Source organism: Huijunlia imazamoxiresistens (assembly GCF_037132455.1).
Taxonomy (GTDB): Bacteria; Bacteroidota; Bacteroidia; order Chitinophagales; family Chitinophagaceae; genus Flavisolibacter; species Flavisolibacter imazamoxiresistens.
The window spans coordinates 1-21,029 of the sequence record NZ_JBBBEI010000048.1 but is presented as its reverse complement, the minus strand read 5'-3'; the positions used below and the strand labels follow the sequence as shown (position 1 = coordinate 21,029).

General features: G+C 56.8%; 18 protein-coding genes. 11 read left to right on the top strand and 7 right to left on the bottom strand.

Going from position 1 to position 21,029, the window contains the following annotated elements:
• Positions 1-78: 78 nt before the first annotated feature.
• Both paaZ and V9K67_RS25965 read left to right on the top strand, forming a co-directional pair.
• Positions 79-2,196, top strand: coding sequence for a phenylacetic acid degradation bifunctional protein PaaZ (gene paaZ / locus V9K67_RS25970; RefSeq protein ID WP_336727867.1), 2,118 nt, complete (start codon positions 79-81; stop codon positions 2,194-2,196).
• A 73-nt stretch (positions 2,197-2,269) separates the two neighbouring features.
• Positions 2,270-3,046, top strand: coding sequence for an enoyl-CoA hydratase/isomerase family protein (locus tag V9K67_RS25965; RefSeq protein ID WP_336727865.1), 777 nt, complete (start codon positions 2,270-2,272; stop codon positions 3,044-3,046).
• A 58-nt stretch (positions 3,047-3,104) separates the two neighbouring features.
• Here the strand turns inward: V9K67_RS25965 and fabG are convergent, their stop codons facing one another.
• The 3 genes from fabG to lptB all read right to left on the bottom strand — a co-directional run bounded on the left by fabG (position 3,105) and on the right by lptB (position 6,395).
• Positions 3,105-3,860, bottom strand: coding sequence for a 3-oxoacyl-[acyl-carrier-protein] reductase (fabG, locus tag V9K67_RS25960; protein WP_336727862.1), 756 nt, complete (start codon positions 3,858-3,860; stop codon positions 3,105-3,107).
• 92 nt (positions 3,861-3,952) lie between these two features.
• Positions 3,953-5,470 carry a GH3 auxin-responsive promoter family protein gene (locus V9K67_RS25955; RefSeq protein WP_336727860.1) on the bottom strand — a complete coding sequence of 506 codons (1,518 nt, stop codon included), beginning with the start codon at positions 5,468-5,470 and terminating at the stop codon, positions 3,953-3,955.
• Positions 5,471-5,612: 142 nt separating this feature from the next.
• On the bottom strand, positions 5,613-6,395 hold the full coding sequence (lptB, locus tag V9K67_RS25950; RefSeq protein ID WP_336727858.1) for an LPS export ABC transporter ATP-binding protein: 783 nt from the start codon (positions 6,393-6,395) through the stop codon (positions 5,613-5,615).
• A gap of 214 nt (positions 6,396-6,609) precedes the next feature.
• Between lptB and V9K67_RS25945 the strand changes: the two genes are divergently transcribed.
• Positions 6,610-7,158, top strand: a complete 549-nt coding sequence (locus tag V9K67_RS25945; RefSeq protein ID WP_336727856.1) for an outer membrane beta-barrel protein — start codon at positions 6,610-6,612, stop codon at positions 7,156-7,158.
• Positions 7,159-7,302: 144 nt separating this feature from the next.
• Positions 7,303-8,256 (top strand): methylenetetrahydrofolate reductase [NAD(P)H], encoded by a 954-nt coding sequence (gene metF, locus V9K67_RS25940; RefSeq protein WP_336727854.1) that lies wholly within the window; start codon positions 7,303-7,305, stop codon positions 8,254-8,256.
• Positions 8,257-8,411: 155 nt separating this feature from the next.
• Here metF and V9K67_RS25935 read toward each other — a convergent pair whose 3' ends face one another.
• Together V9K67_RS25935 and V9K67_RS25930 are read right to left on the bottom strand one after the other, a co-directional pair.
• A complete protein-coding gene (locus V9K67_RS25935; RefSeq protein WP_336727853.1) occupies positions 8,412-10,343 on the bottom strand; it encodes a peptidylprolyl isomerase in 1,932 nt (643 codons plus the stop codon).
• A gap of 22 nt (positions 10,344-10,365) precedes the next feature.
• Positions 10,366-11,784, bottom strand: a complete 1,419-nt coding sequence (locus V9K67_RS25930) for a DUF5106 domain-containing protein (protein WP_336727851.1) — start codon at positions 11,782-11,784, stop codon at positions 10,366-10,368.
• Between the two features lie 125 nt (positions 11,785-11,909).
• Here V9K67_RS25930 and rlmD point away from each other — a divergent pair, with 125 nt between their 5' ends.
• From rlmD to cysS, 5 genes are all read left to right on the top strand, one after another.
• Entirely contained in the window at positions 11,910-13,346 is a 1,437-nt protein-coding gene (gene rlmD / locus V9K67_RS25925; RefSeq protein WP_336727849.1) for a 23S rRNA (uracil(1939)-C(5))-methyltransferase RlmD, read from the top strand.
• Positions 13,343-13,939, top strand: a complete 597-nt coding sequence (locus V9K67_RS25920; RefSeq protein ID WP_336727848.1) for a rhomboid family intramembrane serine protease — start codon at positions 13,343-13,345, stop codon at positions 13,937-13,939. The genes rlmD and V9K67_RS25920 overlap by 4 nt, the downstream gene beginning before the upstream one ends.
• A gap of 31 nt (positions 13,940-13,970) precedes the next feature.
• On the top strand, positions 13,971-14,897 hold the full coding sequence (locus tag V9K67_RS25915) for a rhomboid family intramembrane serine protease (RefSeq protein ID WP_336727846.1): 927 nt from the start codon (positions 13,971-13,973) through the stop codon (positions 14,895-14,897).
• Positions 14,898-14,906: 9 nt separating this feature from the next.
• Entirely contained in the window at positions 14,907-16,028 is a 1,122-nt protein-coding gene (locus V9K67_RS25910; protein ID WP_336727845.1) for an endonuclease/exonuclease/phosphatase family protein, read from the top strand.
• Between the two features lie 103 nt (positions 16,029-16,131).
• Positions 16,132-17,619: a cysteine--tRNA ligase gene (cysS, locus tag V9K67_RS25905; RefSeq protein WP_336727844.1), complete on the top strand. Its 1,488-nt coding sequence runs from the start codon at positions 16,132-16,134 to the stop codon at positions 17,617-17,619.
• A gap of 157 nt (positions 17,620-17,776) precedes the next feature.
• On the opposite strand, the gene mnmC2 is transcribed toward cysS, so the two are convergent.
• Positions 17,777-18,487 carry a tRNA (5-methylaminomethyl-2-thiouridine)(34)-methyltransferase MnmC2 gene (mnmC2, locus tag V9K67_RS25900; RefSeq protein WP_336727843.1) on the bottom strand — a complete coding sequence of 237 codons (711 nt, stop codon included), beginning with the start codon at positions 18,485-18,487 and terminating at the stop codon, positions 17,777-17,779.
• A gap of 102 nt (positions 18,488-18,589) precedes the next feature.
• Here mnmC2 and V9K67_RS25895 point away from each other — a divergent pair, with 102 nt between their 5' ends.
• Complete coding sequence (locus V9K67_RS25895; protein ID WP_336727841.1) at positions 18,590-19,198, top strand: DNA-3-methyladenine glycosylase family protein; 609 nt, start codon at positions 18,590-18,592, stop codon at positions 19,196-19,198.
• On the opposite strand, the gene V9K67_RS25890 is transcribed toward V9K67_RS25895, so the two are convergent.
• Positions 19,195-20,313, bottom strand: a complete 1,119-nt coding sequence (locus tag V9K67_RS25890) for a mandelate racemase/muconate lactonizing enzyme family protein (RefSeq protein WP_336727838.1) — start codon at positions 20,311-20,313, stop codon at positions 19,195-19,197. The genes V9K67_RS25895 and V9K67_RS25890 overlap by 4 nt on opposite strands.
• Before the next feature lie 90 nt (positions 20,314-20,403).
• Between V9K67_RS25890 and V9K67_RS25885 the strand changes: the two genes are divergently transcribed.
• On the top strand, positions 20,404-20,928 hold the full coding sequence (locus V9K67_RS25885; RefSeq protein WP_336727835.1) for a Riean_0653 family protein: 525 nt from the start codon (positions 20,404-20,406) through the stop codon (positions 20,926-20,928).
• Positions 20,929-21,029: the final 101 nt, after the last annotated feature.

Genomic DNA, 21,029 nt, shown 5'->3' with positions numbered 1-21,029 from the left:
TGTTGTTAGCACTACAAAATTGCCCCTCTTTTTTTTATGCCCGCTCAACTCACAATTTTACCCCTTACCGAGTATAGTATGAAAACGAACGCATTGAGCCTGCCATTGGAACGTACCGCTTCCATTAAAGAAAGCATCAGCGGTGGCCTGCTGGCCAACTACATCACCGGCCGCTGGGTCGCCGGCGAGGGCGACGGCCAGGCCCTCTACGACGCCGTTTCCGGCGACGCCCTGGCAACCGTCTCCACCGGGGGCGTGGATTTTTCCCGGGTGCTGCAGTACGCCCGCGAAAAGGGCAACGCCGCCCTGCGCCGCCTGACCTTCCACGAACGGGGCCGCATGCTGAAAGCCCTGGCCCTCCACCTGTCGGAACGGAAAGAAAAGTTTTACACCCTCAGCTACCATACCGGCGCTACCAAAGCCGACAGCTGGATCGATATTGAAGGCGGCATCGGCAACCTGTTCAGCAATGCCTCCCTCCGCCGCCGCTTCCCCGACCTTCCTTATTGCACCGACGGCGAGCCGGTAGGCCTGAGCAAGGGCGGCACCTTCATGGGCCACCACCTGCTGGTGCCCAAGGAAGGAGCGGCCGTGCACATCAACGCCTACAACTTCCCCGTCTGGGGCTTTTTGGAAAAATGCGCCGTCAACTGGCTGGCCGGCCTGCCGGCAGTAGTAAAGCCGGCCACCGTCTCGTGCTACCTGGCCCATGCCGTGGCGCAGGAGATCATTGCCTCCGGCATCCTGCCCGAAGGCGCCCTGCAACTGCTGTGCGGCGATCCCGGCGACCTGCTGAACCATGTGACGGCCCAGGACGTAGTGACCTTTACCGGCTCCAAGGCCACCGGGCTGAAGCTGAAAGCCAACGAAAACATCCTCCGCGAAAGCGTGCCCTTCAACATGGAGGCCGACTCGCTCAACTGCATCGTGCTGGGACCGGACGTGCTCCCCGGCATGCCGGAATGGGACATCTTCATCAAAGAAGTGCGCAAGGAAATGACCGTCAAGGCCGGCCAGAAATGCACGGCCATCCGCCGCATTTTCGTGCCCGAAGCGGTGCTGGAAGACATGTACCGGGCCCTTGGCCAGTCTTTGGCGCAGACCCCCATCGGCAACCCGCTGAACGAAAGCGTCCGCATGGGCGCCCTGGCCGGCAGGGAACAGCGCGAACAGGTGCGGCGGAACGTGCAAACGCTGCTGGCCTCCTCCCAGCTGGTGTACGGCTCGCTGGATAGCGTGCAGGTGATCGATGCCGATGCCCAGAAAGGCGCTTTTTTATCACCCCTGCTGCTGCTGAACCAAACCCCTTTCCAAACGGAAGCGGTACACGAAGTGGAATGCTTCGGCCCGGTAAGCACCATCATGCCCTACGCCGGCCTGGACGACGCCATCGTACTGGCCAAGAAAGGAAAAGGCTCGCTTTGCTGCTCGGTGGTAACCACCAACGACACCTGGGCACGCGACTTCGTGCTGGGCGCCGCCACCCACCACGGCCGCATCCTGGTGCTGAACCGCGACTGCGCCAGGGAAAGCACTGGCCACGGATCGCCCCTGCCCCTGCTGGTGCACGGCGGACCGGGCCGCGCCGGCGGCGGCGAGGAAATGGGCGGCGTCCGCGGGGTAAAACATTATATGCAGCGGGTGGCGGTGCAGGGCTCGCCCTCCTCGATCACCGCCCTCACCCAAAGCTACCAGGCGGGTGCCCGCACCGCTGAAGACGAAAAGCATCCTTTTCGCAAATACTTCGAAGAGCTGCAGGTAGGCGATTCGCTCACCACCCACCGGCGCACCGTCACCGAAGCCGACATTACCAACTTTGCCAACCTGAGCTGGGACCATTTCTATGCCCATACCGACCACACCTCGCTGGGGGGCACGCTGTTCGAAAAGCCGGTAGCCCACGGCTATTTTATCCTGAGCGCCGCCGCCGGCCTGTTCGTGGATGCCCGCAAAGGACCGGTACTGCTGAACTACGGCCTGGAGGAATGCCGCTTTCTCAAACCGGTCTATGCCGGCGCCACCATAGGCGTCCAACTGACGGTCAAGGAAAAGCTGCCCCAGGACCCCAAAGATGAAAACGATATCCCCAGAGGCATCGTCAAATGGCTGGTAGAGGTCAGCGACGAAACCGGCGAAATGGTGGCGATCGCCACTATCCTAACACAAGTAGCGAAAAAAGGATCGTCTCCAGAATAGTACGGGCACCCACAACCGCTAAACAACATGGGAACCCATGAATTTCTACCTCCTCAACCTCAACCTAAATAATATGGCATCGGAAATTAATAAGGGTTATGTGCGCACCGAAACGCATAATAGCATTACCACCATTGAATTCTACCATCCCCAGAGCAATTCGCTGCCCCGGGCGCTTTTGGAAGAACTGGCCCGCGAGATCCATACCAGCGGCCGCGACAACGACACGGGCGTGATCGTGCTGCGGTCGGCCGGGGAAAAAACCTTCTGTGCCGGCGCTTCCTTCGACGAGCTGGCCACCATCCAGACCCCGGAAAAGGGTTTTGACTTTTTCAGCGGCTTTGCCACCCTCATCAACTCCATCCGCACCTGCCCCCGAATGGTTATCGGGCGCATCCACGGCCGCTGTGTCGGGGGCGGCGTGGGCCTGGCCGCGGCGGTGGACTATGCCATCGCCCATGCCAATGCCAGCGTACGGCTCAGCGAGCTGGAGATCGGCATGGGGCCTTTCGTAGTGGGCCCCGCCATTGAACGGAAAATAGGCCTGTCGGCGTTCAGCCAGCTGGCCATCGACGCCTCCCAGGAACGCACCGCCGAATGGGCCCATAAAAGAGGACTGTACGCCGAAGTGCACGCCTCGACGGAAGACCTGGACGAAGCGGTGCGCCGCCTCGCCAACCGGCTGGTGCATTCCAGCCGGCAGGCCATTGTCGAACTGAAGAAAGTCATGTGGAGCGGCACCGAAGACTGGGACGACCTGCTCCGCCGCCGCGCCGAGATCAGCGGCCGCCTGGTGCTGACCCAGTTTACCAAGGATGTCCTTGCCCGCATCCGGGCAAAAAAGGTTTGAATAAAAAGAAAGAGCCGGCAGCTGCCGGCTCTTTCTTTTTATTCGGTGAGGCTACTTTTTACATGTACAGACCGCCATCGGCGCAGATTACCTGGCCGGTAACATAGGCGCTGAGTTCGGAAGCGAGGAACAGGGTCACGTTGGCAATGTCTTCGGAAGAGCCAAAACGGCCCAGGGGAATGCCGGCTTTGTATTTATCGGCCTGCTCGCCCTCTTTCAGGTAGGAGGTCATGTCGGTTTCCACGAAGCCCGGGGCAATGGCGTTGCAGCGGATGTTGCGGCTGCCCAGCTCTTTGGCAATGGACTTGGTAAAGCCAATGATGCCGGCCTTGCTGGCGGCATAGCTGCCCTGCCCGGCATTGCCCATCAGGCCGATCACCGAGCTCATATTGATGATGCTTCCTTTTTTCGCTTTCATCATGGGACGTACCACCTGCTTGGTCATGTTGAACACGCTTTTGAGGTTGATCTGCATCACGTCGTCCCATTGCTCCTGCGTCATGCGCAGCAGCAGGTTGTCCTTGGAAATGCCGGCGTTGTTCACGCACACGTCCAGCTGTCCAAACTCTTTCACCACATCATTTACAAAGGTTTCGCATTCGGCAAAGTTACCGGCATTGCTGCGGTAGGCTTTTGCCTTGCCTCCCAGGGCAGCTACTTTCTGCTCCAGGGCGGCGGCTTTTTCGGCGCTGCCTTCGCTGACATACGTAAAGGCTACATGAGCGCCGTGCTCGGCCATTTTCAGGACAATGCCTTCGCCGATGCCACGGGCAGCCCCGGTAACAATAACCACTTTATTTTCTAAAAGTTTCATTGATGTGTTTTTTTGGAGGCAGCAAAAGTAACTGTTATCCTCCTTTGTTGCACCGCCGGGCCCGAGGTTCTTGCAGAAGGCCGTTCCGGCCCTTACCGGGGCAGGTGGGCAAAGGCACTGATCTGCTCCAGGATGTCGCGGTCGTTGGAGAGACGGGGCACCTTGTGCTGGCCGCCCAGCTTGCCTTTGCTGCTCAGCCAGTTGATAAAGGTATTCGGCGCCACGGCATGCACGACGGGCAGGCCCAGGGCAATATCTTTATGACGCTTGGCCTCGTAATCGCTGTTCAGGCTTTTCAGGGAGCTGTCCAGCACCCACACGAACTCCTCCAGGCTGGCTGGCGGCTGTTCAAACTCGATCAGCCACTCGTGGGCGCCGTTGGCGCTTTCGGAGAAATAGACCGGGGCGGCGGTGTAGTCCTTGACCACGGCGCCGGTGGCGGCGCAGGCCTCGGCTACCGCCCTGTCGGTATTGTCCACGATCACCTCCTCGCCAAAGGCGTTCATGAAGTGTTTCAGGCGGCCCGACACCTTGATGCGGAAGGGATAAAGCGACGTAAACTGGATGGTATCGCCCAGCAGGTAACGCCACAGGCCGCCGTTGGTGGTGATCACGGGAGCATAGTTCTTCCCGACCTCCACCTCGTCCAGCTGCAGGGTACGGGGGTCCGGGTTGCCCCACTCCTCTACCGGCAGGAACTCGTAAAAGATGCCGTGCTCACACATCAGCAGCATGCCGTCGGCATTCATGTCGTCCTGGGCGGCGAAGAAGCCTTCGGAGGCGTTGTACATTTCCAAATAATTGATGGGAGCGCCGATCAGTTGTTCAAACTGGGCCTTGTAGGGGGTAAAGCTTACCCCGCCGTGCAGGTACAGCTCCAGGCTGGGCCACACTTCCTTGATGGTCTTTTTGCCGGTCAGCTCCAGGATGCGTTTCAGCAGCACGATCAGCCAGGTGGGCACGCCGGCCATGGAGGTGACGTTTTCGTTGATGGTCGACTGCGCCAGGGCTTCGATCTTGCTTTCCCACTCGTCCATCAGGGCAATGGAGAGGTCGGGGGTACGCAGCCAGTTGGACCAGAAGGGGGAATTCTGGAGCACCACGGCGCTAAGGTCGCCGAAATGCACTTCGTCGTTGAGCTGATGAATCTGGTGGCTGCCGCCAATTACCAGGCCTTTGCCGGTCAGCAGGTCGCTGTCGGGGGTGGCGGCATAGTAAAAGGACAGCACGTCCTTCATGCCCAGGTAGTGGTTGTCCTTCAGGCTCTCGTCGGTTACCGGGATGAACTTGCTTTTGTCGCTGGTGGTGCCGCTGCTTTTGGCGAACCATTTCACCGGCGTATTCCACAATACGTTTTCCTCACCCTCCATCATGCGTTCCACGAACGGCTTCAGGTCGTCGTATTCCTGGAGGGGCACCTGCTGCTTGAAGTCGGCCAGCGACTGGATCTGGGAGAAATGGTATTTACGGCCAAATTCGGTGTACTGGCCGGCAGCCAGCAGGTCCTGCCAGACGGTATACTGGGCCGTTACGGGGTCGGAAATCCACTGTTCGGCAGACCACAGCCGCATACGGGCAAATCGGGATATGGTGGGGCTAAGCAATTTCATAGTAAAAAGGCAAAATCCGGCTCGACCCAATGTTCCCCCAAATTGGGGTAGGGGTCAAGCCTAAATTAAAAATAGGAAATGACACTCAACAGTTAAGATAATTACGTGCCATCTTTTAAAAGTAAGGCTTGCGCCGGCAGGACTAGAGCGACCCGGTTACCGAGTCGGGATCCACTTCCTGCAGCAGGTAATCCTTCCGTTTGAGCTCGAAGCTGCGGCCCAGGTACAGGCGTTTTACCTGGTCGTCCTCGGCCAGTTCTTCGGCAGTGCCGTGCTTGAAGATCTTGCCTTCGATCAGCAGGTAGGCCCGGTCGCAGATGGAAAGGGTCTCGGTCACGTTGTGGTCGGTGATCAGGATGCCGATATTTTTGAACTTCAGGCGCGCCACGATGGCCTGGATGTCTTCCACCGCAATGGGGTCGATACCGGCGAAGGGTTCGTCCAGGAGGATAAACTTCGGATCCACGGCCAGGGCGCGGGCGATCTCGGTCCGCCGCCTTTCGCCCCCGCTCAGTACGTCGCCGGGGCTTTTGCGCACGTGCTGCAGGCGGAATTCGTTCAGCAGGCTCTCGAGCTTTTCCTTTTGCTGCTTCCGGGTAAGTTTGGTCATTTCCAGCACTGCCTCGATGTTTTCCTCCACGCTCAGCTTGCGAAAGATGGAAGCTTCCTGCGGAAGGTAGCCGATGCCCATCTGCGCCCGCTTGTACATGGGCAGCTTCGTTACGTTCGCCTCTTCCAGGTACACTTCTCCTTCATCGGGCTTTACCAGGCCCACTACCATATAGAAGGTAGTGGTCTTGCCGGCGCCGTTCGGCCCCAGCAGCCCTACGATCTCTCCCTGCTTTACTTCAATGGAAGCGTGGTTCACCACGGTCCGCTGTCCATAGCGCTTTACCAGTTCCGACGTATGAATCCGAATACTCAATGGAAAATGTTTGGGGCAAAATTAGGCCTTGCCGCTTTGAGGCGGCGAAGATTTTCGTTAAAAGCCCGGCAGGCTTCCCCAGGCATAAGACGGAACCCGAAACACATTTTAAGTGCAAACACTTATTTTTTATAGACTAACTCCTTTAGATATACTCGTTTCGTTTTGTGTCTTATATTTACCACCTTAACATTTTTTTTACAAACTAGCAGCTATGAAGAAAATTCTCAGCCTGGCCGTCCTGGCCCTGGGCATTAGTGCCGCTCATGCACAAACGTTTAAGCCTTTTAAAGTTGACGTCAGCCTTGGTTACGCTTCTCCCCAGGGGAAAGGTTCCAAAGGCGGTGTATTGTTTGCCATTGAACCGAAGTATGCCGTTATCGACCAGATCTCTGTAGGTCTGCGCCTGGAAAGCGCGCTGACTGCTGCCGGCTATGTTTCCGACAACGGCGAAGAGTTTTCCGGTGACGTAAAAGCGCATGGCTCCTATGTGCTGACCGGCGACTATTACTTTACCAACACCAAGGCTCGTCCCTTCCTGGGCACCGGTCTGGGCCTGTACAAAAGTGCCGGCGCCACCTTCGATACCAATACGAATGATGAAGTGAAGATCGACAGCGAAAACAAGGTAGGCTTCCTGCTGCGCGGCGGCGTTGAAGTGGGTCACTTCCGCACCGGCCTGGAATACAACTTTGTCGGCAACAAAAACGGCTACCTGGGCGTAAAGGTGGGTGTTTGCATCGGCGGCGGCCGCCGGGACTAATCCCCGGATCCTGCCTTGCTGTCTGCAACCCTTATGAACAGGGCCCTTTAAGGACAACAATTAAAAAAAAAGCACCCAGCCTGGGAAAGGCCGGGTGCTTTTTTTTTAATGTACCGTTCATCCGGTGTATTTTCGCGCCCATTTATGAAAGTAATTGACCACATCCGGCAGGCCAAGAGCACCCTGGTGTCTTTTGAAGTACTGCCTCCGCTTAAAGGAAAAGGGATCAACGCCCTCTGGGAGCACCTCGATCCCCTGATGGAATTCAATCCCTCCTTTATCAACGTTACCTACCACCGCAGCGAAAGCATGTTCAAACGCAAGGGCGACGGCACCTTTGAAAAGGTGGAGGTGCGGAAGCGGCCCGGAACCGTGGGCATTTGTGCCGCCATCATGAACCGCTATAAAGTGGATGCCGTGGCCCACCTGATCTGCGGTGGCTTCAGCAAGCAGGAAACCGAGGACGCCCTGATCGACCTGAACTTCCTGGGCGTGGACAACGTGCTGGTACTGCGCGGCGACGCCCCCAAGAACGAAGCCTTTTTCGAACCCGAGCCGGGCGGTCATCGCTACGCCAGCGACCTGCTGCAACAGGTCATGAACATGAACAACGGTATTTACCTGGAGGAAGACCTGAAAAACGCGGTCAAGACCAACTTCAGCGTGGCCGTAGCCGGTTATCCCGAAAAACATTTCGAATCGCCCAACCTGCAGACCGACCTGCACTACCTGAAGGCCAAGATGGAAGCCGGGGCCGACTACGTGGTGACGCAGATGTTTTACGACAACCAGAAGTATTTTGAATACGTCCAGGCCTGCCGCGACGCGGGCATCAACATCCCCATCATCCCGGGCCTGAAACCCATCACCTCCAAAAAACAGCTGACCGTGATCCCGCGGACCTTCCATGTGGATATTCCCGAAGCCCTGTCGACCGACATCCTGCGGGCCAAGACCGACAAGGAAGTGGAAGAGATCGGTACCCAGTGGCTGCTGCAGCAATCCCGCGAGCTGAAGGAAGCCAACGTGCCCGTGCTCCACTATTACACCCTGGGCAAACCCCACGTAGTGGCCAACGTAGTAAAGGAACTGTTTTAAGAAATTTCGGATGCCGGATTTCGGAATCCTTGAAAGAAGATAGACTCCTTCATCAATAGAATTGTCTGCAAAGGAAATAAAAATGCCCCCGGTTTTCGGGGGCTTTCTATTATATAAAACATTATCTGCAGTCAAGGGTTCCGACATCCGAAATCCTAATTGGACATAAGATTCTTCAAGGCGGCCCGGTTAATGGTAACAGGGTACCTGGCCTTCAGCTCGGCGATCCATTTCTTTTCCAGCTCGGCCTGGTAGTTGTTCACCAGCAGGGTTTTGGCCTCGGCAAAGCTGCGCTGGGCAGGCTGGTCGTAGAGGTGCAGCACATAGGCAAAGGAAGCGGTGTTGTCGGCTTCATTCACCTGCGGCTCCGTGATCAGCCCTTCCTTCAGGGTCATGCCTTTGGGACGGGGGATCTGCGCCAGCTCAAAGCGGCCGGAGTCGGCCGTTACCTGGTTCTGCATTTCGGCCACCAGCAGCTTCCAGCGGGCGGGTTCCTTTTTCACCTGCGCCGCCAGCCGCCGGGCCACCACCGTGTCGCCGGCAAAGAAGATCACGGCCTGGGCGCTTTTATCCCATTGGTAGTCCTGCTTGTGCTGCTCGTAAAATTTCAGCAGGCCGGCCGTATCGGTCTGGGCCGGCGTCCACACCTGGCGCTGCATGATCTCGAAGAACAGGTTGCCTTCCCGGAACTCCTTCATCTGGTTGCGAAACTCGTCGTTGAACACCTCCAGGTTTTCCTTGTAGTACTCCAGGGCCTTCGCCTGCAGGAACTCGTTCCACACCTGGGGATAGGGCTTGACGCCCTTGCCTTCCGGCTTATAGCGGAAGCTGGTGGCATAAGCTGTCCAGTCGGCAGCTGTCACCTGCTTTTTTCCGATCGCCAGCAAAGGGGTGGAGGGCTTTATGGGACCCGCCGCCGGGACCGGCTGCTGGCTCACTACCTTGTTGGTATAGGCCCAGAGTTGCGCCTGCGGCACGGGGTACTGCTGGAATTTCACCTCCTTCATCACCCTTTTCGCCAGCACCTCCCGGGTAACGTTCATCCGGTCGCTGTTCTCCACCCGGATCTTGAGCACCTGCCGGGCCGCTTCGTCGTTCCGGTCGGCAGTTACCGGCGTGAGGCCAACGCGCCGGACGATATGGTAGCCATGCGTCGTTTTAAAAGGAGGGCTCGTTTCGCCGTCCTTCAGGCCATAGACCGTTTTTTCGAACAGGGCGTCGAACTGTCCCACGCCGAACTCGGGGATCGTGCCCCTGGTGGCCGCGGAAATATTGTCGGCGCTGAATTGCGTGGCCAGGGCGCCGAAGTCGGCTCCCTGCTGCAGGGCGCCGTAGAGCGAATCGGCCAGGGCTTTCGCCTGCCGCTCCTGGGCCGCCTGGGCGCCGGGCGGCACCAATACCAGTATCTGGAGCGCCTTCATGCGGCCGGCGGCCGGGCGCTCCTCTATATTTTTAAAAATATGGTAGCCGCCTTTGGAGACATGTAACGTGGAAACCTTGCCCGGAGGCGTGGCATAGGCCAGGTTTTCCAGCTCGTAGGGCAGGGAAAATACGGTGATAAAGCCCAGGTCGCCGCCATTTTCCCGGGCAGAGGAATCGTCGGAATAGCGGGCGGCCACCTGCGCAAAGTCCGCATGGCGCTGCAGCTGGGCAAAAGCCTCCGCCGCCTTCTTCTTTGCCCCGGCGCTGTCTGTTTTGCCCCCGGCATTGGCAAAGCCGATGAAGATGTGCGCCAGGTGGATGTCCTTTTGCGAGCGGGTAAAGGCCTCGTCGATCAGGCGGTTCAGGGTGGCGGCATCGGCCTGGTAAGCCGGCAGGAGCTGCTCCCTCAGGTTTTGCACGTCGGAGCGCACCTGCGGCAGGGTGTCGTAGCCCCGGGCCAGCGCTTCTTTGATCTTCAGGCGGGAAGCAATGTAAAGGTCGAGGTATTCCTGCTTTGCCTGGGCGTCGCCCCCCTGGGGGTTGTTCTTTTTAAAGGCCTGCAAAAACTCTTTGACGCTGACCGAGTCCCTGCCGTAGGTAAAAAGGGTCTGGGCCGACGCGTTCATGCCCACCAATAAAGAAGCTCCGAAAAGTAGCTTGCGCATATTTAGTCCTGGTTTATGCGGGTTATTTGTTTTTCAATTTATAGGCGAGAATTTCATCCACCTGCTGCTCCGACACTTTTTTGGCGATGATGCGCTTGTCCTTGTCCAGCAGGAACAGGGTGGGGAAGCTTTGCACGTCGTACAGCTGCGAGTAGCCGGGAATGCCGGCATCCACCCGGGCCTTTTCGTCGGCCTTGCTGTAGTACACGTGCACCCATTCGTCGAGGTGGTGGTCTTTGATAAAGGACAGCCAGGTATCCTTGGTGCCTTCGGTTTCCTTGGCCAGGGCAAAGATCTTCAGGCCCTCGGCCTTCCACTTGGCCCGGTACAGGCTGTCGAGGCGGGGCACCACTTCCTTGCAGTGGCTGCAGGTGGGGTCCCAGATAGCCACCAGCGTAAAGGGCGCTTTTACATCGTACAGGTTGGCCGGCTTGTTCTGCGGGTCTTTCAACTCGATGTTGGCGGCTGGCTTGCCCATGATGTTGGCCATGAGGCTGTAGGCCCGGTCGGTAACGACCTTTTTGCCCTGCTCGGTCAGCCAGGGATAGGTTTTATTGGAAAAGAACTTTTCGAACAGGTGCACGAACACCGCGTCTTCCCACATGTATTTCTGGTTCAGGTAGCGGTTGGTGAATTTCAGCAGCAGGAACTTCTGCATTTCGGCGTTGATGCTGGCGTAGCCCATCATCCAGTCGATCTCTTTGTTTACCGAGTCGGCCGCGGGGTATACCAGCTGCTCGAAGTATTTATCCAGGCGCGACTCAAAGAAAGGGGTCCGTGCCAGGCGGTCGTCGTAAAAGTTCACCCCGTCCCAGTAGTGGTCTTTGAAGTAGCGGTAGGCAAAGGTGGAGTCGGTTTTGGCGGCCGGGTGGTTTTGCGGCACTTCCGGCTCCTTCATGGCCTTCAGCAGGGTAGCCAGCAGGCTGTTGGGGTCTTTAGTGATGAGGGCGGTGCGGTAGTTGCGCACGGTGGTGTTGACGGCATCGATACGGGCCGTCAGCTTGACGGAGTCGGCCGGGCTGGCGGTGCGGGCCTTCACCAGCTCGTCGAGCTGCCTGCCGTTTTTGACCATAAAGTCCTGGTAGGCCACGAAGGCGGTATTTTCCGGCGAGTTGAGGAAGGTAATATTTTTAATGTTGGCGGTGTCGGCCATTACGGAAAATTTCTGGTTCTTGTCCACCAGGATCTCGAAGTTGTGGCTGCGGTCGGGGTAGCCGACCAGGTAAATGCCGCCGCCCAGTTTTTTGGGGCCCTTGAACACGCCCTCGCTTTGTTCGTTCAGCAACACCGAGTCCACGATGGGAAGCTGTTTGCCGTAATAATGGCCCAGGTAGATGTACTGCTTTTTAAAGGGTTTGAGGGTGACTTTTATTTCGTAGCCGTTCTGGGCCAGCAAGGTTCCGCTAAGGCACAGGAAAAACAGGGTGGAGAAAAGCTTCATAGTTTAAAAATAGCGAATAAAAATAGAGATTAACAGAGGCAAAGATGGTTAAAGCTATGTAAAACAGAAGGGGTTAATACGGCATCAACGCCCCAACCATAAGCCAAAGGGCGTACTTTTACGCCGTGAGAAAAAAGAAAAATATCATCCTGGAGAAAGTCCGGGTGGAAGACTATGCGGCAGAAGGCAAGTCGCTGGCACGTCAGGAAGGAAAAGTGATCTTTATAGAGAACGTGGTGCCGGGCGATGTGGTGGACATCCGGTTAAGCAAAAACAAGAAAGACTGGGCGGAAGGTCACCCGGTACAGTTTCACGAATATTCTGCCGAAAGGGTGGAGCCGTTCTGCCAGCATTTTGGCGTCTGCGGCGGCTGCCAGTGGCAGATGCTGCCCTACGAAAAGCAGCTGGAGTACAAGCAGCGCCAGGTGTATGACAACCTGAAGCGCATCGGCAAGGTGGCCCTGCCCGAGATGCCGCCGATTGCCGGCGCCTCCGAAACACGGTTTTACCGCAACAAGCTGGAATACACCTTCAGCACCAAGGAATTTACCCCGGGCAAACCCGGCGCCGCACCGGCGGAGGAAGAACCGGCCGGTGCCCTCGGCTTCCACGCCAAAGGCTTTTTCGACAAGGTGGTGCACATCGAAAAGTGCTGGCTGCAGCCCGAGCCCACCAATGAGCTGCGCAACGCCCTGCGTACCTTCGCGCAACAAAACGGCCTGTCGTTCTACGACATCCGCGAACACCGCGGGCTGCTGCGGACCATGCAGGTGCGCATCTGCACCACCGGGGAAGTGATGGTCAACATCGTGTTCGGCGAAGAGAACGAGAAAAAGATCAAAAAGGTGCTCGACTTCGTGGTGCAGACCTTTCCGCAGGTTACTACGTTGCTTTATACCATCAACCTCAAAAAGAACGATTCGCTGCACGACCTCGAACCGGTGGTGTACACCGGCAAGGGATACGTGACCGAAGCCCTGGAAGACTTCCGCTTCAAGATCGGCCCCAAGTCGTTTTTCCAGACCAATACCAAACAGGGCGAACGCCTGTACGCCATCACCCGCGAATTTGCTGAACTGGATGGCACGCAGGTGGTATACGACCTGTATTGCGGCACCGGCAGCATCGGCATCTTCTGCAGCCGGGGCGCCAAAAGGATCGTGGGCGTGGAAGTGATCGATGCCGCCGTGCAGGACGCCCGCGAAAATGCGGCGCTGAACAGCATCGGTCATGCGGAATTCTTTACCGGCGACGTCATTGACGTGTGCAACGACGAGTTCTTTGCCCACCACGGCCGCCCCGACGTGATCATTACCGACCCGCCCCGGGCAGGCATGCACGAAAAGCTGGTGCGCAAGATCCTGGACATGGAAGCGCCGCTGGTAGTATACGTGAGCTGCAACCCGGCCACGCAGGCCCGCGACCTGGCCCTGCTCGACGAAAAGTATGCCGTAACCCGGGTACAGCCTGTGGATATGTTTCCGCATACGCTGCACATCGAAAATGTGGTGCAGCTGAAATTGAAAACCAACAGAGAGGACTTCGTAACTACTGAAGAATGAATACTTTACCCCCGATCGTCAAAAACCTGATCATCATTAATGTGCTCGTCTTTATTGCCCAGCTGGTGCTGGGTCCGTTCGGCCTCACGGGCATTTTGGCGCTCCGCCCCATCGGGCTGGGCTTCCAGCCCTACCAGCTGGCCACCCACATGTTTGCGCACGGCGATTTCCTGCACATTCTTTTTAATATGTACAGCTTGTGGATGTTCGGGCAAATGCTGGAAAATATGTGGGGCCCCAAGCGCTTTTTGCTGTTTTACCTCATTTGCGGTGTCGGCGCGGCCGCTTTGCACCTGCTGGTGCTGTACCTGACCGGCGATTACGCCATAGCTGTGGGCGCTTCCGGTGCAATAATGGGCGTATTTGCCGCGTTTGCTTATTTGTTTCCCAACTTCCAGTTGATGCTGTTTCCTTTCCCTTTCCCGGTCAAAGCAAAGTGGATGGTGCTGGGACTTGTGCTGCTGGATTTGTTCGGCGGCATCGCTCCTTCGGGCGGTAGTAATGTAGCGCATTTTGCCCACCTGGGAGGCGCAATTACTGGTTTTATAATTGTGTTATTTTTCAATAAAACCGATCGTCGGAATTTTTATTAGTATATTGTTCTTAAATAATTTTTTGTCTTTTATGAGCCATTTTCAACAAGAAAACAGGAGAAGACTGACCGTCGGGCAGGACGGCAATGCACTGGTTATGCTCATAGCCATGCAGCTGGTAGTGTTTGTGCTGCTTGCCTTTATAAAGGTCATTTATTATTTCACCTACGGCAAAACGGGCCTGGGCGTGTACCAGTCCCAGATCCTGGAGTGGGTGACGCTTCCGGCAAACTTATCCGTTTTCATCACCCGTCCCTGGACGCTCTTCACCCATATGTTCGTCCATGATGACGTGTGGCATATTGTGGCAAATATGCTGTGGCTCTGGGCCTTTGGCTATATCCTCCAGGACATGGCCGGCAACCGCAAGATCATCCCCGTATTCATCTACGGCGCCCTGGCCGGCGCGGCGGTCTATATGCTGGCGCTGAACATCATTCCCGGCCTCCAGGACAACCTGGTACATGCCCGCGCCCTGGGTGCTTCCGCCGGCGTTATGGCCATCGCCATCGCCAGCACCACCCTGGCCCCCAACTACCGTATTTTTCCCCTGATCAATGGCGGCATTCCCCTGTGGGTGCTCACGGCCATCTTCGTGATCATCGACCTGGCCACCATCCCCTACAACAATGCGGGCGGGCACATCGCCCACCTGGCCGGCGGCGCCATGGGCTACCTGTTCGTGGCCATGCTGCGCAAGGGCTACGACTGGAGCAACTGGATGAACAACTGCTTCGACTGGGTCAGCAACCTGTTCAACCCGGCCAAACCCAAAAAGGGCAAGAACATGAAAACCGAGCTGTTTTATAAAAGCACCATTCCTCCATTTAAAAAAACCTCCAACCTTTCCCAACAGAAAGTCGACGAAATTCTCGATAAGATCAGCCAGAAAGGCTACCATTCCCTGACCGAGGACGAAAAGGAGATCCTCCGCCGGGCTAGCAAAGAAGATTTGTAAATTGCGCGAATGGCGGGCAGATTCTCATTTTTAACCAAACGGTTTTTTCTTTTTCTCAATATCCTTGCGGCCGCCGTATTCCTGTTGGTTTGCTATGTTCCGTACCTCGACCCGGCACGGTGGTGGTTTATTTCCTTCCTGGGGTTTGGCTTTCTCTTCATCCTGACCATTGTCCTGCTCTTCGTCTTTTTCTGGCTGCTGTTCCGGCCTCGTTACGTCTTTATTTCGCTGGTGGCCCTGCTGCTGGGCTGGCGGGGTATTACCGTATTTTTTGCCTTCAACCGGGCCGACGCCTTCCGGGAAGAAAAACCGAAAGACATCCTGCGGGTGGCCCACTGGAACGTGGCCCGCTTCGTGGAACTGCGGCGCAACAACAACAAGGGCAGCCGCACCCGCCTGAAAATGATGGAACTGATCAGCCGCCAGAATGCCGACGTGCTCTGCCTGCAGGAGTTCTACCAGTCTACCGACCCCGGCTTTTACAACAACCTGAGCTATGTGAAAAACAAGCTGGGTTACCCCTACTATTATTTTTCCTGGGATATCGATGGCGGCACGCAGTGGGCCGGACAGGTGATCTTTTCCAAATTCCCGATCCTCAACAGCGGCATTACCTGGTTTCCCAAGCCCGGCCGTCCCGAATCGCTGATCTATGCCGACATCCGGTTCCGCCAGGATACGGTCCGGTTTTTTACCACCCACCTGCAGTCGGTCCAATTCAAAAAGCGGGATTTCGAAACCATCCAGAAGATCAAGAACCGGGAAGACAGCATCCTGGAAAACTCGAAAAACATTTTTTCCAAACTGCGCAGCGCCACCACCATCCGCCCGGAGCAAGCCCGGATCGTACAAACCCTGGTTTCCCAAAGCCCCCACCCCCTGGTGCTGACCGGCGATTTTAACGACGTGCCCAACTCCTACACCTATTTTACCATCCGCAAGGGCCTGAACGACGCTTTTCTGGAAAAGGGTTTCGGCATCGGCCGCACCTACCCCTTCATCGCCCCTACCCTGCGCATCGACTACATCTTTTCCAGCAAAGAGCTGGCGGTGCAGCAGTTCAAGCGCGAAATGAACGATTATTCCGACCACTACATGCTGGTGACCGACCTGCGTCTGCCCACCAATTAGCCGCCAGCGTTATCTTTGACAGCCGAAACGGACTGAAAAGTTCCTGAGTTCCTGAGTTCATGGACGATTCACGTTTCTCGATTCACGTTCGAAAAAGAAGATTATGTCATTAAAAGTTTATAATTCCTACTCAAGAGAAAAAGAAGCGTTTGTTCCCCTGGTACCGGGTTATGTCGGCATGTATGTCTGCGGTCCTACGGTGAGCGGCGAAAGCCACCTGGGCCATGCCCGTCCCTACATCACTTTTGACATTTTATACCGCTACCTGCAGCACCTGGGCTACAAGGTGCGCTATGTACGCAACATCACCGACGCCGGCCACTTTGAAGAGGAAGGACGTGAAGCGGAAGACAAGATCTCTTCCAAGGCTTTTCTGGAAAAGCTGGAGCCCATGGAGCTGGTGCAGAAATATACCAACCTGTTTCATTGGGCCATGGCGCAGTTCAACTGCCTGCCGCCCTCCATCGAGCCTACCGCTACGGGCCATATCGTGGAGCAGATCGGCATGATCGAAGAGATCATCCGGGCCGGCTTCGCCTATGAAATGAACGGCAGTGTGTACTTCGACGTGAAGAAATACGCCGCCGGGCACGACTACGGCAAACTGAGCGGAAGAGTGCTCGACGACCTGCTGGAAACCACCCGCGAGCTGGAAGGCCAGGAGGAGAAGAAAGACAGGGCCGACTTCGCCCTGTGGAAGGCGGCGCCGCCCGAACACATCATGCGCTGGAAAAGCCCCTGGGGCGAAGGCTTTCCCGGCTGGCACATCGAGTGCTCGGCCATGGCCACCAAGTACCTGGGCAAGCAGTTCGACATCCACGGCGGCGGCATGGACCTGCAGTTCCCGCACCACGAAAGCGAGATCGCCCAGAGCACCATCTGCAACCACGCCCCCCCGGTACGCTACTGGATCCACAACAACATGATCACCATCAACGGCCGCAAGATGGGCAAGAGCTACAACAACGTCATCAAGCTCAGCGACCTGTTTGCCGGCACCGACCCCCTGCTGGAAAAGGCCTACTCGCCCATGACGGTGCGCTTCTTTATCCTGCAGACCCACTACCGCAGCACCCTCGACTTCAGCAACGAGGCCCTGCAGGCTACCGAAAAAGGCCTGAAGCGCCTGATGGAAGCTTATGAAACGGTGCAAAAGCTGCAGGCCGGCGGCACGGAAGCCTCCGATAAGGAGCTGGACGACCGCTGCCGCCGCACGGTGGCCGAGTTCGACGACTTCATGAACGACGACCTCAACACCGCCAAGGTGTTGGCCAACATGTTCGAGCTGGTGCCGGTGATCAACTCCCTCAAAGACAAGAACATTGCCGCCGATGCCCTGTCGGCCGACACGCTGGCGCTGGTGCAGCAGCGGATGAAGCTGTATATCGAGGATATCTTCGGCCTGAGAACGGAAGCCGTAGAGGAAGGCGACAAGCTGAAAGGGGTGATGGACGTGCTGATCTCCATCCGTAAAGAAGCCCGTGCCCGGAAAGACTGGGCCACCTCCGACAAGATCCGCAACCAGCTGGCCGAAGCCGGTATCCTGCTCAAGGACGAGAAGGACGGCAACATGAGCTGGACGACGAAATAAGCCTCCCCCCTGCCCCCTCCGGTGGAGGGGGAGGCGGGGCACAGTCTGCCACTATTCGCACAGATAATTATCAGAACGTTCCAATAAAAAAAGCACGCGACTAAATAAGTTGCGTGCTTTTTTTTGGAATCATTTCGAATGAAGGCCTATACAGAAACTAGCGGCGTGCGCCCCCAACTCCTCCCCCACCGGGGGAGGCCGGGAGGGGGCTGTAGGCCCGCACCATTTCCCTTTTGCCCCGTGGCCCGGGCACTTTTTTTACGGTGAAGCCGGCCGCCATCATGGCGCGGCGCACCACGCTCTTGGAACAGTAGGTCACCAGCAGGCCCTCCGGTACCAGCAGGTGGCGTAACTTTTTAAAAATGTCCTCGGTCCACAGCTCGGGTTGCGCCCTGGGCGCAAAGGCATCATAATAAATGACGTGGAATTGACCGGCAGTAGCAAAATCAAACAAGCTGGTTTGCACCTTCGTCAGGCATAGTTGATCGGTGATCCGGACCTCCTCACCCCAGGGGCTGCGGTGGAGCTGTTGCAGCAGGGGTTCGCTGCCCGGCAGCAGCTGGCCGTAATTGAGTCCTTTGGTTTCTTCTTCGGATAAAGGATAGAGTTCCAGGGAGGTGTAAGCTACTTGCCGGCCTTCCTTTTCGGCTTCCAGGGCGGTGAGCAGGGCGTTGAGGCCGGTGCCGAAGCCCATTTCAAAAACCTTTATGGGCCCTTCAAATAGCCGGAAGGCTTCCCGCAGGCCGGCGTCGATAAACACATGCAGCGATTCCTGCAGGGCGCCGTTGTGCGAATGATAGGTAACCTCCATTTCCGGGATCGCCACGGTGTGCGAACCATCGGCCGTATAAATGATCTCTCTTTTCATGACTGGACTGCAAAGATCGGAAGAAGCGGGCTGTGAATGGCAGCTGGCAGCCGTCCTAATACCCCAATTCACCAATTAACGAATTCCCTTGTACATTTACCCATGCACTATACCGCCCACCTTTCCCGGGATAAAAAGCTGAAGACGGTCATCGAGCAACAAGAGGCAGTAAAGCTGGTCCCGCACCGCAATATCTGCCTGCGGCTATGCGCCTCCATCATGAGCCAGCAGTTGTCCACCAAGGTGGCCGAAGTGATCTATAAACGCTTTCTGCAGCTTTTCGGAGGCGAAGAACCTTCACCGGAACAGATAGCAGCCACACCCACGGAAGTGCTGCGGGGCATCGGCCTGTCGGGCTCCAAGTGCGCCTATGTGCAGAACGTGGCCCGCTTCGCCCTCGAAAACGACCTGGACGACGAACGGCTGAAACATATGTCCAATGAAGAAATAACCGCCCTGCTGACACAGATAAAGGGCGTGGGCAAATGGACCGTGGAAATGCTGCTGATGTTTACCCTGGGGCGTGAAGACGTATTTGCCGTGGACGACTACGGCATCCAGACCGCCATGAAAAAATTGTACGGACTCGACGATACCAATAAAAAGGAATTCCGCCGGCAGCTGCTGGAGCTTTCGCAACAATGGACGCCCTACCGTACCTATGCCTGCATGCACCTGTGGCGATGGAAGGATACCCCCGCAACCACTTAAATAACTACCTGCTCGCCTTGCTTTAAAAACGCTTCGTCCACCACCGCGCCCAGGCCGGGGGTTTCGGGCACCGTCACCCGGCCGGCGGGCCCATAGGTGATGCCGCCCACAACAGGATCGGCGGTAAACATCAGCGGCGTGTCGAAATCGCAGTGCACAATACATTCATGGGTGAGTGCCAGGTGGGCGGAAGCGGTCATGCCCAGCCGGCTTTCCATAAAGCCGCCGATCTGCAGCTTCATGCCGGCCTGCGCCGCCAGCGCCACGATCTTCTGCGCCTTCACAAAACCCGACGACTTTCCCAGCTTGATGTTGATCATCGGGCAGGCCTTCAGGGCAATCAGGCGTTCGGCATCGTGGTCGTCGCCGCAGCTTTCGTCGGCCATCACCGGTATGGGACTGGCGGCAGATACCCGGGCCAGCTCCATAAACCGCCACCTGGGGATGGGCTCCTCGCAGTGCTCGATAGCGTAGGGTGCCAGGGCGGTCAGCACGGCAATGGCGGCATCCGCGGTAGGCCAGCCCTGGTTGGCGTCGATGCGCAGGGGAACATCCCGCCCGATGCCTTCCCGGATGGCGTGGATACGGGCCACATCTTCCTGCAGGCTGCCCCCCAGCTTTACCTTGATCGCCGGGAATCCCTGCTGCCGGAACTTCACCGCATCGCTTTTCATTTTGTCCGGCGCACCGATGCTGACGGTCATGTCGGTTTCCAGGGCCTTGTTGCGGGCACCGCCCAGGAACCGGTACAGGGGCAGGCCGGCCTGCTGTGCGGCAATGTCGTGCAGGGCCATATCGAAAGCACTTTTAATGCTGGAGTTGCCGTAGATCACTTTGTCCATCGCCTGGCTGCAATACGCCACCTCCAGCGCATCCTGGCCCTTCAGCACCCGTGCCAGGTACTGCCCGACAATAAAACAGGTGTCGGCGCTTTCACCATTGATGGTCATGTACGGGCTGCATTCGCCAAAACCGGTGCAGCCGTCGGCTGTCCGGATCACCACCACCACGTTGGCCGCCTGCTCGATCGGCCCCAGCGAAATGACAAAAGGTTCCGTCAGCGGAATGTTGATCCGGTAAAGTTCCACAGAACTGATGGCCGTGCTTTTTTTCATACCCCTTAAAATAATAAATTAATCATTCATGCATCGTACCCGGCGAATGCAGCGTTCACAAAATTTTGGTATCTTGTATCAAATCCTTTTATGAAAAATCTCATCCCCACCATCATTTTGCTGGCCCTGCTGGCCGGCTGTAAAAAGGAGAAAATTACCGAACTCCCCGCCGCTTCCACTACCGGCAGCAATATCTTCGGCGCCAAAGTGAACGGATCTTTCTGGGTGCCCCAGGACTTCGGCATCGCCCCCACCGCCCCCCTGCTCGAAGCACGCTATGGCCCCTCCAAAAGCTTCATCATCATCCAGGCCCGCAATTTCGCCAGCCAGCCCAAGGAATCGGAATTTACCCTGTTCGTGAAGAACGTTCACAAGACCGGCACCTACACGCTGGACGGACGCACCGGCAATTACGGTCATTACCTGGAGCGGAAGCTCAACCCGCTGGGTTCCTGGAAAACCAATAACCAGTACCCGGGCAAGGTGGAAATCACCAAGGCCGACACGGTCAATCATATCTTCTCCGGCACCTTTGCCTTTGAAGGCGCCAGCGAGGACGGCGACGCCCCCGTTAAAATTACCGAGGGCCGCTTCGATATAAAAATCAACCTCTAATCACCAGCGCTCACCAGTAAAATAGGGAATCCCTGAAAATAGCTTTTCCAGAGGCTTACTGATCAGATCGGTAGGCCTCTTTTTATTATTGAAGGGTATGT